At 44.5% G+C, this 14,044-nt stretch carries 13 protein-coding genes; 1 reads left to right on the top strand and 12 read right to left on the bottom strand.

All coding sequences use genetic code 11. The features are described 5' to 3' along the window. Nucleotides 1-255 precede the first annotated feature (255 nt). The 5 genes from QNN06_RS11895 to QNN06_RS11875 all read right to left on the bottom strand — a co-directional run bounded on the left by QNN06_RS11895 (nt 256) and on the right by QNN06_RS11875 (nt 6,287). Nucleotides 256-1,854, bottom strand: coding sequence for an acyl-CoA carboxylase subunit beta (locus QNN06_RS11895; protein ID WP_284037623.1), 1,599 nt, complete (start codon nt 1,852-1,854; stop codon nt 256-258). 71 nt (nt 1,855-1,925) lie between these two features. Then, nucleotides 1,926-3,212: a CaiB/BaiF CoA transferase family protein gene (locus tag QNN06_RS11890; protein ID WP_284037622.1), complete on the bottom strand. Its 1,287-nt coding sequence runs from the start codon at nt 3,210-3,212 to the stop codon at nt 1,926-1,928. 27 nt (nt 3,213-3,239) lie between these two features. Further along, a complete protein-coding gene (locus tag QNN06_RS11885) occupies nt 3,240-3,461 on the bottom strand; it encodes a biotin/lipoyl-binding carrier protein (RefSeq protein WP_284037621.1) in 222 nt (73 codons plus the stop codon). A gap of 328 nt (nt 3,462-3,789) precedes the next feature. Next, the gene (locus tag QNN06_RS11880) at nt 3,790-4,770 is read right to left on the bottom strand and encodes an NADPH:quinone oxidoreductase family protein (protein ID WP_284037620.1); all 981 of its coding nucleotides are present in this window, start codon (nt 4,768-4,770) and stop codon (nt 3,790-3,792) included. 116 nt (nt 4,771-4,886) lie between these two features. Then, nucleotides 4,887-6,287 (bottom strand): acetyl-CoA carboxylase biotin carboxylase subunit, encoded by a 1,401-nt coding sequence (locus QNN06_RS11875; protein ID WP_284037619.1) that lies wholly within the window; start codon nt 6,285-6,287, stop codon nt 4,887-4,889. Nucleotides 6,288-6,439: 152 nt separating this feature from the next. Here QNN06_RS11875 and QNN06_RS11870 point away from each other — a divergent pair, with 152 nt between their 5' ends. Further along, complete coding sequence (locus QNN06_RS11870) at nt 6,440-7,360, top strand: LysR family transcriptional regulator (RefSeq protein ID WP_284037618.1); 921 nt, start codon at nt 6,440-6,442, stop codon at nt 7,358-7,360. Between the two features lie 96 nt (nt 7,361-7,456). Here QNN06_RS11870 and QNN06_RS11865 read toward each other — a convergent pair whose 3' ends face one another. The 7 genes from QNN06_RS11865 to QNN06_RS11835 all read right to left on the bottom strand — a co-directional run bounded on the left by QNN06_RS11865 (nt 7,457) and on the right by QNN06_RS11835 (nt 14,007). After that, nucleotides 7,457-8,263, bottom strand: coding sequence for an alpha/beta fold hydrolase (locus QNN06_RS11865; protein ID WP_284037617.1), 807 nt, complete (start codon nt 8,261-8,263; stop codon nt 7,457-7,459). 111 nt (nt 8,264-8,374) lie between these two features. After that, nucleotides 8,375-9,151, bottom strand: a complete 777-nt coding sequence (gene pcaD, locus QNN06_RS11860) for a 3-oxoadipate enol-lactonase (RefSeq protein ID WP_284037616.1) — start codon at nt 9,149-9,151, stop codon at nt 8,375-8,377. Between the two features lie 30 nt (nt 9,152-9,181). Continuing rightward, a complete protein-coding gene (locus QNN06_RS11855) occupies nt 9,182-9,943 on the bottom strand; it encodes an SDR family NAD(P)-dependent oxidoreductase (RefSeq protein ID WP_284037615.1) in 762 nt (253 codons plus the stop codon). Between the two features lie 13 nt (nt 9,944-9,956). Then, a complete protein-coding gene (locus QNN06_RS11850; RefSeq protein ID WP_284037614.1) occupies nt 9,957-10,697 on the bottom strand; it encodes an SDR family NAD(P)-dependent oxidoreductase in 741 nt (246 codons plus the stop codon). A gap of 132 nt (nt 10,698-10,829) precedes the next feature. Next, nucleotides 10,830-12,098, bottom strand: coding sequence for a cytochrome P450 (locus QNN06_RS11845; protein ID WP_284037613.1), 1,269 nt, complete (start codon nt 12,096-12,098; stop codon nt 10,830-10,832). 224 nt (nt 12,099-12,322) lie between these two features. Continuing rightward, nucleotides 12,323-13,585, bottom strand: a complete 1,263-nt coding sequence (locus QNN06_RS11840; protein ID WP_284037612.1) for an MFS transporter — start codon at nt 13,583-13,585, stop codon at nt 12,323-12,325. 164 nt (nt 13,586-13,749) lie between these two features. After that, complete coding sequence (locus QNN06_RS11835; RefSeq protein WP_284037919.1) at nt 13,750-14,007, bottom strand: TOBE domain-containing protein; 258 nt, start codon at nt 14,005-14,007, stop codon at nt 13,750-13,752. Nucleotides 14,008-14,044 lie beyond the last annotated feature (37 nt).

Here is a 14,044-nt window from a genome sequence, read left to right as displayed (position 1 = left end):
ATTTACTAGTTTTACAGTTGGTCAGTCTAGTTGTATGATACAACTCACCTACAAAGCTGTCTATTCCCTTAATGGGGACTGTCCATAAAGTTTAACTTAACATATATTTTCCCTGATCCAGTTCCCAGAGGGTGTGTTCCATTTTGTAAATCCTTTAAATTTGGTGGTTAAAAATTTTGTCCTCTCCCCTAATCTTGTGTTACAGGAATCTTGCATCAATGAGGCTATGTGTCAGGCACCGTGTTTTTATCTCGATTAACGCATAGTTCGGCAGCGTAATCCAACCTGGCGTTTCGTTAGCTCGTAAGCATCTTCCACCCAGTCGCACAGTACGGCGCGGGTTTCGCACGGCTCAATAATATCCACAATTCCGAATTTTTCAGCGGTACGGAACGGAGAAGCAAGCTTGTGATAGTATCGCTCCAACTCTTCACGGCGTGCATCCGGATTGGCTGCTTCTGCAATTTCCCTTTTATAAGCTGCGGCCACTCCGCCCTCAATTGGAACTGAGCCCCAGCGCGCCGACGGCCAAGCAAACCGATGGTTGAGTGAGCGACCTTCTGGCCCTTGTTTTGGCCCGTGCGCACCTCCGCCGACTCCGAAAGCTCGGCGGACAATGATCGAGCACCAAGGAGTTTGAGCCTGTTCGATCGCTGCTATCGCCCGGATGGCCGCAGCCATGGTTCCGTTGCGTTCGGCTTCCAATCCCGTCATCACTCCTGGCTGATCGACGAAATTAATAATCGGGATATGGAAGGTATCGCACAAGTCAACGAACCTCTCCATTTTCCGCGCCGCCTGCAGGGTTAATGCTCCCCCCATAACAATCGGATCGTTCGCCATCACACCTACGGTATAACCATTCAACCGCGCCAGGCACGTAATGGTGGCCCCCCCAAAGTACCTTGAAATTTCAAACAATGATCCTTTATCGAACACGGTTTCTAGAATCTTCCTAGGTTTGTAGATTTTTCGCCGGTCTTTCGGAATGATTGAGTTTAATTCTTTATCGACACGCCACGGGTCGTCATCAGTAGTCTTACGTTCAGGGACTTCCCAAACATTTCGAGGCATATAAGAGAGATATTGACGTACTTGGCGGAATGCATCAACTTCATCGACAGCTTCATTATTGACTACGCCGCTTAGCCGGGTGTGAACATACGAACCTCCCAATTCCTCCTTGGTCACATCCTGATTAAGACCTTGCTTCACCACCGGCGGACCTGCAGCAAAGACCTGGCTCATATCTTTCACCATCACAGAAAAATGCGAAAGTCCCACTTTAACCGCACCAAGACCTGCACAAGCACCTAACGCAACCCCGACAACGGGGACACGCCCCAAAATAGAAATATTCGTCCACGAGGAATAACCAGGAATCTTGGTTCCTTGCAGTTTTTCAAGATCTTTGACACTTCCGCCAGCCGTGTCTACTAACCGAACGAGCGGCATCTCCATTTCATGTGCCATTTGCTCTGCATAGACCCATTTCTCGGAAACGGCAGACTCGGAAGAACCGGCACGTATTGTGAAATCATCACTTGTTACGACAAGCTTTCTCCCATCGATTCGACCTGTGCCGGTAATAGCATTGGACGGAGTGAAAGATTCCAAATCTCCATCCTTGTTGTATTTGCCTTTACCCGCAATTTTCCCCAGTTCGCGAAAACTATCTTTATCAAATAAGAGATCAATCCGCTCACGGGCAGTAAGCTTGCCTTTGCTATGCTGATAGGCAATCGCATCAGGCCCGCCCAGTCCATCAGCTTCCTTGCGTCGATACCTCAGCTCCTCCAGTTCTGGGGTCCAATCCAATGCTACTTCCGTTTTCTTGTCTTCAATCTTTTCCATCTATCTTTCTCCTTTAACTTTGGAATTTCTCTACTTTTTAGCAACGTGTTGTCCATCAGGATACTCTCTCGTTACTTGGCAGCATGGACATTTTTTGCCATTTCCGCTGAATAAACAACATTCTGGGATTCCAACTCTGCGATGCGCAACTCGTTCAAGCCCAGTAAACCGGCCAGCACACTGCGTGTATCTCGTCCTACTTCACCGCCAAGCTGATAAATGGCCCCGGGTGTGGCAGAAAGCTTTGGTGCTACCCCGATAACGGTCAATTTTCCAAATTTTTCATGCGGCATTTCAACGAGCTGTTCACGCGCCCTGAAATGCGGGTCAGCAAAAATATCAGCAATCGTGTACACACGCGAGGTTGGTACCGCTGCTTCCAGTAAAATGGCTTCAATTTCTTTGCCCGTGCGCTCTCTTGACCACGCTGACACAATTGCATCTACTTCATCTACCCGCACCGACCTTGCCCTTTGTGTACTGTAACGCGGGTCATCTGCAAGCTCCGGTTGTACCATTGCCTCTGTAAGGCGACGGAAGATGGCATCGTTGTTTGCGGCGATTAACACATATTCGCCATCCTTAGTAGGATAAAGACTGTTGGGAGCGGTGTTTGGCAGCTTTGCCCCAACTCTTTTGGGTACGATACCAAGCTGTTCAAAAGCTGGAACGTGTGGCTCCATCAGGCTGAATGCGGCTTCATACAAAGATGCGTCAATCACCTGCCCTTTTCCCGTCTTTTCCCGATCAACAAGTGCCATCATCGAACCAAAAGCAGCGTAAACGGCGGTCAGATGGTCAGTGACGGCAAGTGCCACACGTGCCGGAGGCAGATTTGGTTCCCCTACCATGTGTCTTACGCCAGCCACTGCTTCGCAAGTGACACCGTAACCCGGGCGAGGACTGTAGGGGCCAGATTGACCGTACCCGCTGATGCGCACCATGATAAGACCTGGGTTATCTTTTGAGATTTCCTCATAATCCAGTCCTAGCCGCTCCAGCGTGCCGGGGCGAAAGTTTTCGATCACGATATCGACTTTGTTCATCAGTTCGCGTATAAGTTTCTGACCAGCGATGGACTTCATATCAACAGAAATTAGTCGCTTGTTACGAAGAATAGAAGCAGCATAAAGCGAAACGTCGTCGGCGTGACGCCCCATATTTCGAACGGGGTCACCGGTTGGTGGTTCTACTTTTATGACCTCTGCGCCAAAGTCAGCCAACAGGCGTGCGCAGAACGGACCAGCAATAGTTGAACCGAGTTCCAGCACACGATAGCCGGTCAAAGGACCTTCCGACTTATTTAGCTGCAGTACGGATTGTTTGTCGATACCTGCATTTTGATGTTTCTGAGACATTTGCATCTACCTCTCCTTTAAAGTTTTTTATTCCTCCAAAACGACTGCCAGATTACCCTCTGCTATGGTATCTCCTTCCATTACCTTGATTTCCTTGACAACACCTGCAGCGGGCGCCATAATCGGAATCTCCATTTTCATTGATTCCATAATTAGTAAAACATCCTCTTCCTCCACCCGCTGTCCTGCTTTTGTTTCAATTTTCCAAACAGATCCTGATATTTCTGCTCTTACTTCGATAAGTGCCATGTTAGCATCACCCTTCTAATTGAGTTAATATTTTAAATAGTTAGTATTTTATTTATTTGATATAATTTAAACATATAAGGATTTTCCATGTAAAATACGAATTTACAATATCAATATAAGCATGAGTTATGATTGATCTAACTCAAAACACCCCCTTCATTCTTTAAGAGATTCTCAAAACTATTTCATGGTAGTTCGGCTTGCAGAATCAACAAGTCCCTAGCGGTGTGAAAAACCTACCATTTTATGAAAAAAGGAGCTATGTGCAACTCCTGCACATAGCTCCTTTTGTTATGTTATCACGATCTTGCTAAATTACTCACTTTACTTACGGCTTTACCACTAACTTGCCCCAGGTTTTACGGCTTCCTAAAAGATCTAAAGCTTGCGGTACTTCATCGAATGACACAAGATTGTAAATTAGAGGACGTATATCCCCACGTTCATATAGGCTCAGAAGGTTCCTATGAATCTCACTAACCTGTTCAGGGAAGAGGTCCCAGAATAATCCCCAATGGACCCCAACTACAGAATAGTTCTTAACAAGTGCATGGTTAGTCGGTGCATCCGCAATGCGCCCCCCGGCAAAACCAATAACTAGCAGTCTACCGTCAAATGCAATGCACTTTCTGGAGCGATCAAAGGTATCACCACCAACCGGATCGCAAATCACATCTGCTCCGCGTCCTCCTGTTTCTTTTTTGACGATTTCGACGAAATCTTCCGTGAGATAATCGATGACCACGTCAGCGCCCAGATCCTTGCAAATCTGTGTCTTCTCAGGTCCACCTGCGGTTGCAATCACTCGTGCCCCTGCTGCCCGTCCCAACTGAATCGCTGCGGAACCCACGCCGCCAGATCCCGCATGTACAAGCAGTACTTCACCAGCTTTTAGATTTCCTCGTTTGTGCAGTGCATAATAAGATGTCTGATAAGTGATAAACATGGCTGCTGCCTCTTCAAAAGACATGGATTCAGGTATCGGGAAAACGGATTCTTCTGAAACAGTTACCCATTCGGAAAGACCACCAGCAGGCAACTGAGGCCTGGCAAGTACCCGCTGCCCAACAACAAATGAACTGCCCTCAACAACCGCACGGACTATCCCGGAAATTTCAGCACCCGGGGTAAACGGCAACGGCGGCTTTGATTGATACTTCCCTTGACACAGCAGGATATCAAAAAAGTTTAATGCCATTGCCTTAACCTCTATCAATACCTTTCCCGTTCCTAAACTGGGTTTAGGTACCTCTCTGATTTGCAAAACATCACTTGGATTCCCAATTTCAGTAACTACCCAACTACGCATTCATGATTACCTCCTTTTGAATCTATAAAAACACATATAAAGTTTCAATGTAAAATACTAAAATACTATAACAATATAAGCATCCCTTATGTCGACATCTGTCTTCTTTTGTTTCCTTAAGTAGACAATATAGTTGAGACAAGACCCGTGTGCACCTGGCCAGCCCTAAACTGTTCTGAGGCAAGCGCATCGAGCAGAAAAGGAATATTCGTCTTTATTCCAGAGACTTCAAATTCCCTCAGTGCATCTATTAAGATTCCGATTGTTTTTTCACGGTTTTCCGCATGGGCAATTACTTTAGCGATCATTGGATCGTAAAAGGGAGTTATTGTCAGTCCTTCTGCGTATCCCGTTTCTACACGAATGCCCTTTCCGCTGGGCATACGAAATGTATTGAGTCTACCTGGAGATGGAAAGAACTTCTTTGAATCTTCCGCGTACACCCTTACCTCGATGGCATGGCCTCTTCGCTCGATTTGCTTTGGGACAATATCACATAACCTTTCACCCGCAGCGGAACGAATTTGTGCTACCACCAGATCTACTCCCGTAATCTCTTCCGTAACAGCATGCTCCACCTGCAGACGGGTATTCATTTCCAGAAAGCTATAGGAACCGTCACTTCCCCGCAGCATCTCAACTGTTCCAATATTGTCGTATCCAATGTCTTGAAGCACTTTTATGATTTGTTGCGCCAACCCATCCATTTCTTTTCGATCTACAGAAGGTGCCGGTGCTTCCTCGATGATTTTTTGGTGACGTCGCTGTACGGAGCAATCTCTTTCAAACAGGTGCTGTACCCCTCCATGTTGGTCGCCAAGAATCTGGAATTCAATATGGCGCGGCTGAACCATGTACTTTTCAAGGTAAACTTGATTGTTTGAAAATGATCTATATGCCAAGGAACGGGCTTTTTCCACTACTTTTAGCAATTCTTCCTCGTCATAAGCAGGAAGCATGCCGATTCCGCCGCCTCCACCAGCGGGTTTAACCAACACCGGAAATCCAATTCGACGTCCTTGCGCGATGATTTCCTCTTGATTATCACTAAGAATGCCCGATCCACGCCCAATAGGCATACCATATTTGGACATCAATTCCCGTGCCTGACTCTTGTGGGACATTGCGTCAATCCAACGGGGTGCCGGTCCTATGAAACGTACTCCTGCACTTTCTATACGTGCAGCAAATTCTGTGTTCTCAGACAGAAACCCATATCCTGGGTGAACACCATCTGCTCCCGAATCTTTAATTACTTTTAATAGAGCATCCTGGTTCAGATAACTGGCTTGAGCATGGGCTTCTCCTATCAGATACGCCTCATCCGCTTCTGCAAGATACGGGGCCTCTGCATCAGCCTCGGAGTAAACGGCCACAGAACGGATGCCAAGCGTGCGGAGTGCACGGATAACACGCCTGGTCACATCGCCTCGATTCGCCACTACTACTTTATGAAATTGATGAATTCCTCTTGACTTGCGATCTAATTTAACGGTCCGTTGTGTACCTAGATTCATTTGCAACACCTCTTTCTTTATTTTGGTTTAATAAGGATAAAAACATTTGAAAAATTTTTAATATTACAACTTTATTTATACGTAAAAAGAGATATAATGTAAAATAATAATATTGAATATTTATATAAATACTACTTATAAGGTGTGATAACTTGCGTATTGAACAGCTAATCTACTTAATCGAAATAGCGAAATGTGGATCTATATCATCAGCAGCAGAGCAACTTCACATTTCACAGCCGGGCATCAGTCAAGCTGTTGATAGTCTTGAAGAAGAGATGAATACGAAATTATTTCAACGTTCCAAAAGATTTGGTACGCAACCGACGGAAGATGGAAAAAAAGCTATCAAAATTGCAAAAGAGATTTTGGGCAAGCTTGAAGAATTGAAAGAGGTTTCCAATGCAGAATCCGACCAATTAAACGGAACACTTTCCTTTTCTGTTATTCCAAGCGTATGTATGGGTGTCTTACCTAAAACTTTGGACGTGTATAAAAATAAGTTTCCCTTGGTAAAGATCGAACTTTCTGTACAAGGTTCATTTCAGATTGAGAGCGATGTACTTGATGGAAAAAGCGAGATTGGAATCATTTCCATTGGAAGCTGTGATCAAAATAATCTTAAAAATTCAGACAAGTTATCCTTTGAGAAATTGCACGACTTTAAGACTTTCGCATGTGTAGGCCAACGCTCCCCTTTATCGCGTAACGATTCCCTTTCACCCGAAGAAATACTTAACTATCCGATCGTTATTTCTAACTCCGATTTTAAAATGTATCATAAAATAACAGGATTGCTAAGAAAGTACGGTGAACCCAACATTCTTTTGACAACGGGAAATACGGAAGCCTCCAAACGTATTATAGCCGAGGGTGTAGGTATTGGATTTTATACGGATTTGGAATTAAAAAATGACCCCTATGTCCTTACGGGGAAAATTCTACCCTTACCAATCTCCGGAGAGGAGATGAGGGCTCAATTTGGCTGGATCAAGTTGAAAAACCAGTATCTCTCAACGATTAGTAGAGAATTCATCAAAGTTTTAAAATCAACCATCTTTGTAGATTTCTAGGGCAATCTGGGTACGTGGCCAGAAAAAAAGCTGACTTCAGATCAATTCTGAAGTCAGCTTTTAACTTCCGATAAAAAGACGGAATGTACTCTCTTTTTAATTGTTTAATAGGAAATCAAGGGCTATTTCATTAAATGCTTCTGCATCCTCAATATGTGCACAGTGGGAGCTATTTTTAAACACCCGAACTATAGCATGCGGTATGCTGCTCTGTAATTTTTGTGCGTAATCTGGGAACTTTAAAGTATCGTTTTCTCCCGCGCAGATCAGGACAGGAACCTTAATCTTTCCATAATCGGGAATATGGTGCTCCCTTTGTTTTGCAGCAGGCGATTTTAGGCGAGCAGCTGTGGCGGCTTCCCAAACGCCGGGAATTAAACTTGTCGCGTATCTTTTTTCTAAATACTCTCCGGATTTCCACTTATCGTCATAAAAAAGGAGATCCAAGATTTTTTCCATATACTCCTTACTGCAATCATAGTTATTCAGAATTTCAAAAACGTCGGGGTTGATTGGTCCTCCCCCGCTAATCGTGATTAGCTTTTTTATCGGCAGGAACGGTTGATCTTGTGCAGCTGCCGCTAAAATCATTCCCCCCCCCACTGAATTTCCTATAAAGGAGGCTTCTTGTATGCACATCACCCGCATGAATTCCCGGATATGATTCATTCGAAAGCCTTGCGCGTCATCAAAACTGAACAATTTATCCGTGTACCCAAATCCAACCATGTCCAGAGCATACACATGAAAGTGTTTACTAAGTGCTTCGATATTGTACTCCCAACTGTTTACCGCACTTGCTCCATATTCCCCGCTGTGCAGCAGCATTAACGGTTCTCCTTGACCAGCCTCTAAATAGTGAGTTCGTATATTCCCCACCATTACGTATTTACTTTGAAACATTGTATCCCTCCTGATTCGTTCATATTTTGGTAGATTTGTAGAGATAACCCCCAATAGCACATGTGAAGAGCAAAAGACTCACTATTACTTCAAAAGGACCAAGAAATCAAATTAACGCATGAATTTAATGATTTCGGCTGTGAATGGTCCGGCAGCCTCAATGTTCGACAAATGAGCAGCCGCCAATTCAAGATAACTAGAACCAGGAATCTCTTCAGCTAGAGATTGCACGACGCTCGGAGGCATGGATAAATCTTCACTGCCCGCAATCACCAATGTCGGAACAGATATACGGCAAACTGTATCCCTTTGATCCATGTCCCTTATTGCTGCACAGCAAGCTGTGTAACCCTCCGGTGACGTTGCCAATACCATGCTTCTTAACTTTTCCACCTCACTTGGTGCCCTATCGTGATAGGACGCACTAAAGCAGGTCTTTAAACTTCCGTTGACTACAGCATCTATACCGCCACTACGAACGGATGCAATACGAGTATCATAGATTTCAGCAGGCCCTTTATATGCCGCAGTATTACAAAGGGCGATTTTCATCAGGCGCTCCGGAACATGCCTGGCCAGCCATATACCGACCATTCCACCTATCGAAATGCCGCAAAAATTTGCCTGTTCAATTTCCAAACCATCCAACAAGCCCACTACATCCAATGCCAACTGCTCTATCGTATAAGGCCCAGGGGTTGCCTCTGACGCACCGTGCCCACGCATGTCATAGCGCAACACCCGAAAATGTTTTGTGAATTCCGGTATCTGCAAATCCCACATGGTAAGATCGGTTCCCAGCGAATTGGAGAGAACCAAGACAGGCCGATCCACAGCACCGTCAAAACGATAATGCAATTTGGCTCCGTTTACATTTATAAAATTCATACTCCATCACCTTATATTCTACAGTGTTTTTTACGCCCGCAACCCACCATCGATTTTATATTCACATCCTGTTATAAAAGATGCCTTATCGGATGACAAGAATAATACCAGCTCTGCAACTTCATGTGGCCTGGCATAACGTTTCAAGGGAATACGCTGCTCGGATTGCTCCCTTGCCTTCTCTGCGCTTTCCGGTGAATGAAACTCCTCGATTATATTCACCATAGGCGTATAAACAGCAGATGGACAGATTGCGTTAATTCGAACCCCCAAACCTGCCGACTCAAGAGCGGCTGTTTTCGTAAGCCCAATGATTCCATGCTTAGCAGCCACGTAGGCTGCTAGTCCGACACCTCCGTGCAATCCTAGGCCAGACGAAGTATTCACGATGCTTCCTGATTTTTGTTCTTGCATGACTTTCAACACGTGCTTTAAACCATAAAAAACACCCTTTAGATTTACATTTATAACCTTATCAAAATTTTCAGCTGTGATTTCTGTCATTCTTGCCAATTTGCCTACAATGCCGGCATTGTTAAAGAATATGTCAATCCTGCCGAACTTCTCTTTTGTTGCCTGAACGTAGTTTATCACTTGATTCTCATCTGAAACATCGGCTCCTATCGCCAAATAATCTTCTAATTCTAGTTCCGACGCCACGGATTCCAGTTCGGATTGATATAAATCTACCAATGCTAGTTTTGCCCCTTGCTTGGCAAAAAGGCGAGCTGTCTCCTTACCGATTCCTCCAGCTGCACCTGTAATGATTACTACCTTATCTGCAAATTCCACCTAAGTTTCCTCCTTACTTAAATACAGCGTAACCGTCATCTAACATAACGGTACTTCCATTTATAACATTTGCTTCATCTTGACAAAGGAGATAAACAGCATCAGCAATAGCTTCCGGTTGTATAAGCTCATTTCGCATGTGCTTACCTGAAGCCCTATCTTTAGGCAGTTTACTGATGGGTGTATCGACGTATCCTGGTGCTACCCCGACAACACGAATACCGTATGGTGCCAGCTCTAGCGCAGCACATTGTGTCATCATTTTCACAGCAGCTTTGGATGTATGGTAACTAATTATTCCTCCATCAGATGCAAGAAAACCAAATGTAGAACCGTTATTGACGATTACTCCTTGGATGCCAAGATCTTTCATTTTGCGTGCTGCTGCTAAAATGCCATAGTAGACACCATACTGGTTTACTTTTACAACACAATCGTAAATCTCCGGATCATGCTCAAGCAGTGGGGCTCTTCCACCCATTCCAGCGTTATTAAACATAATGTCTATGCTTCCATATTTCTCCACGGTAAAATTGACTGCTTTTTCAACATCTTCTATGTTTGCCACGTCGGTTTTGATATACGCTGCTTCTCCACCTGCTTTTTTTATCAAATCAACTGTTTCCATTCCGCCGGCTTCGTTAAGGTCAGCAACGACCACTTTCGCGCCTTCACGGGCAAATTTACATGCAGTCGCTCGACCAATCCCACTTGCTGCACCCGTAATGACAATTACCTTCTCTGTTACATTCATACTTTTTAACCTCCTCTTATAAACTAGTATCCAGTCAAATATTTTGAATTGATAAGACACTTAAACCATTTGCGTTTATTTGAAGATTCTATATATTTTGTTAATAAAGGTAATTGTCTATGACCTTACGCCCTACCATTTAACCCAAAGCTCTTTCGGTCCACGTGCAAACAGATTTACAACGATAGGTTTTATTTCACCCTCAACAAGCTGGAGATTTGGCAGCCGTTTGGCAAATTCTTCGAGAATCACTCGCAACTCAATGCGGGCAAGGGGAGCACCGATACAGAAATGTTTTCCAAAGCCAAAGCCTAAGTGGTCCTTCGTATTTTTACGGTGAATATCGAACTTTTCCGGCTCTTCAAACATGGCTTCATCATGGCCGGAGGAAGCCATGACCAACAGTAAGTTTCCACCTTCCGGAATCTCCACACCACCAATATTTACTGATTTCAGTGCACGCCGCCTCCAGTAGAAGACAGGCGGATTGTAGCGCAAAACTTCTTCTACCGCATTCGAAATGAGGCTAATATTAGCACAAATCTCATCCCAGGTATGCCGTAAGGTGAGCAAGGTGCGAATGGCGTTGCCCGCTAAGTTCGTCGTCGTCTCATGGCCCGCAAACAGGAGACCGTATAAGATTCCCGCGATTTCTTCTAAGGTTAATATGTTATCATCCCCATTCCTATAACGGAGCAAGTCTCCTAAGAAGTTATCCGGTATAACCTCGGCATCTGCGACCTCTTCTACCATGTTTTTAGCTAATCTCCAAAAATCAACTGTCGCATGGGCTTCCATCTCTTGCTCTTCTGCCGTAAGGTTACCAAAATTCAACAATAGACGCTTCTCGGAGAGTTTCTTAATTTCAGACATATACTGTTTCGGAAAACCCAGGAATTCAAAGAGAACCTCTGCGGGAAATTCAAAAAACATTTCAGCGACTAAATCGACTTTTTCCTTGTGAATAAAACGATCAATGTATTTAGTAACGAGAGCCCGCACCTTCGGCTCCATTTCATTCACCCGCTTCGGAACAAACGCATAGTTAATCGGTCTACGAATTTTTTTATGTTCAGGATCATCATTGGTGACAGTACCATTCGGGTTGACATCGCCCTCCCTAAGGATTTGGATGGCCCGTTGGGATATCGGACGGATGGCTTCCTTAAGAATCTTCGATGAAAACGAACCCGGCTCAGCAAGAATTTTCTTTATGTCCGGATAGCGAGTCACAACCCAGTAGTTCAAATCGGGGTGATAAAACACGGGTTCGTTTTGTCGAGCATTTTCCCAAAAAGGATAGGGATCTGCCCAATAGGTTTGGTCGAAGGGATTAAATTCGCTTCCCGCGCTGTGAAATGGACATTTACTAGTGGATACACCAATATTCTCAAGATTCATACATTTCCCTCCCTCTAAAAATCCGTGTTTGCTACTTTGGCAGTAACAAACAGGGGGAGACCCTAGATGACCAATTCTAATGGTCGTATCCGGATCTCACCTCAGCTTTTGTGGCTTTCTCTTCCTACTCGCTTAATTCAAAATGGTATCATATACTATTAAGAACTATCTATCACTTAAATTTAGGTATAGAATTAACTTGGAAAACAATAACCTGCTCTAGTTTACCCTATTGACAATTCTTCACTATGATGTACAATCTTTCTCATATGCAAATCAGGCTTACAGAATAAAGAGAAAACTAAACCGGAACACAATAATAGCGAGCCCATAAAGAGGATTGAATAGTTAAATCCAAGCGCTTCATTCGTACCGGCAATTTGGACAACGATTCCGGTCACAAGGGGTCCTACAACCCCTGCGAATTGGGCGCAACCCGTCCCCACACCGAGGATTAATCCTTTTCTTTCAGGAAGCAAGCTCGTCGCAATCGGCACCCACAGGACAAACACGGAACTTACCATCGCATTAGCTAAAATCATGGCGATAAGGATATAGATGGGATTATTGGTTAGAGTTATCGAGTAGAACAAGATACCTGACAGAGCGGCACCGATACCGGCCACCATGACTCGCGCTTTGCGCAGGCTCTTATGTTTCTGGAATAATCGATCGGAACACCAGGCAATTACCATGGTTAACACAACATACGAAGCCCCTAGGACGGATGAAAAATACCCCATCTCCATCGGTGTCAAATGAACCACTTTCAGCAAATAGGCAGGTAAAAAGGACTGTGTCCACACCAAAACCCAATAAGTCGAAAAGAGAATCAAACAAATCATTAAAAAGGGACGAGACAGTAATACAGGATAGATTTCTGACCATTTCAATTTCGGCATTGTTTTTACTCCCGTCGTCCCGGCGTCCAACGAAACCGGCTTATCCTTTCCTAACCATATCCACAAGATAACCCAAATTGCACTAATCGCACCTAAAACACCAAACGTAGGCCGCCAACCCATTTCCTGAATACCAAGAACGAGCAAAGGAGCCAAAATCAAACTGCCTACTACACCTCCGGCATTGACGATGGAAACGGCAAAACTAAGGCGTTCCGGCGGAAACCACTTGCTTACATGATTGTTCGATGTGGGAGAATACGGTCCTTCGAAAGCGCCTAACGCCACTCTCATGATAATCAGACTGTATAACCCCGTAAGGAGAAATGCGCCGGACTGAATGACCGACCAGCCAATCAGCATGATTGTCAACATCATTTTGGTTCCGATTCGGTCGGCTAATGCCGATCCGAAAATTCCCGCAACCATAAAGAGCCAAAAAAAGCTGCTGCTTACCAATCCCCATTGAGTATAGGATAGATTAAACTCTTTCATAATCGGAACTGCTGCATACCCTGCAACCATTTTGTCAGCAAAGTTTATCACCATACCCATAAACAAAAATACAACTATTCCCCAGCGCATATACAATTCACTCCTTCAAAATTGGAATATATCCCCTTGACACGCTTTTGCTTCTCAATGGTAGCGTTTTCTTCTTTTTGGTTGCAGTTTCCCAATTCGTTTGTTACGACCTATTGTCCAGTTAGATCCCCCTTTCCATATCCAAATCAGCCGTGAATAAATAATCATCCTGCACGCTCTGGAACAATGACTGCAGCTTCTGGGTCGAATGCAAGCAGAAGACTTTCTCCTGCCTTAAACCGTCGCCGCGAGTTATCATTTACGGTTAACAAACCCCCTGTTTCAAGCTTTACTTCAATTTGGTTTTCCCGACCAATAAAGCTGGACGATAAGATAACACCGGATATTCGGCACTCAGAAGTGTTGTCTTCCGTATTGCGGTCCACGATGCGAACCATCTCCGAACGCAGGACCAAGCACACGGAACTTCCTAAGGAAATTCCCGTATGAGCGGGAACC

Origin of the sequence: Neobacillus sp. 114 (assembly GCF_030127045.1) — a bacterium.
Lineage (GTDB): Bacteria > Bacillota > Bacilli > Bacillales > Cytobacillaceae > Neobacillus > Neobacillus rhizophilus.
Note: the sequence above shows the minus strand (reverse complement) of the source record. Positions and strands in the feature narration are given on the sequence as shown.

Bases quoted from the DNA above. Each gene is read 5' to 3' on its own strand.
- QNN06_RS11895 (WP_284037623.1), bottom strand. From the start codon at position 1,854: ATGGAAAAGATTGAAGACAAGAAAACGGAAGTAGCATTGGATTGGACC.
- QNN06_RS11890 (WP_284037622.1), bottom strand. From the start codon at position 3,212: ATGTCTCAGAAACATCAAAATGCAGGTATCGACAAACAATCCGTACTG.
- QNN06_RS11885 (WP_284037621.1), bottom strand. From the start codon at position 3,461: ATGGCACTTATCGAAGTAAGAGCAGAAATATCAGGATCTGTTTGGAAA.
- QNN06_RS11880 (WP_284037620.1), bottom strand. From the start codon at position 4,770: ATGCGTAGTTGGGTAGTTACTGAAATTGGGAATCCAAGTGATGTTTTG.
- QNN06_RS11875 (WP_284037619.1), bottom strand. From the start codon at position 6,287: ATGAATCTAGGTACACAACGGACCGTTAAATTAGATCGCAAGTCAAGA.
- QNN06_RS11865 (WP_284037617.1), bottom strand. From the start codon at position 8,263: ATGTTTCAAAGTAAATACGTAATGGTGGGGAATATACGAACTCACTAT.
- pcaD (WP_284037616.1), bottom strand. From the start codon at position 9,151: ATGAATTTTATAAATGTAAACGGAGCCAAATTGCATTATCGTTTTGAC.
- QNN06_RS11850 (WP_284037614.1), bottom strand. From the start codon at position 10,697: ATGAATGTAACAGAGAAGGTAATTGTCATTACGGGTGCAGCAAGTGGG.
- QNN06_RS11845 (WP_284037613.1), bottom strand. From the start codon at position 12,098: ATGAATCTTGAGAATATTGGTGTATCCACTAGTAAATGTCCATTTCAC.
- QNN06_RS11840 (WP_284037612.1), bottom strand. From the start codon at position 13,585: ATGCGCTGGGGAATAGTTGTATTTTTGTTTATGGGTATGGTGATAAAC.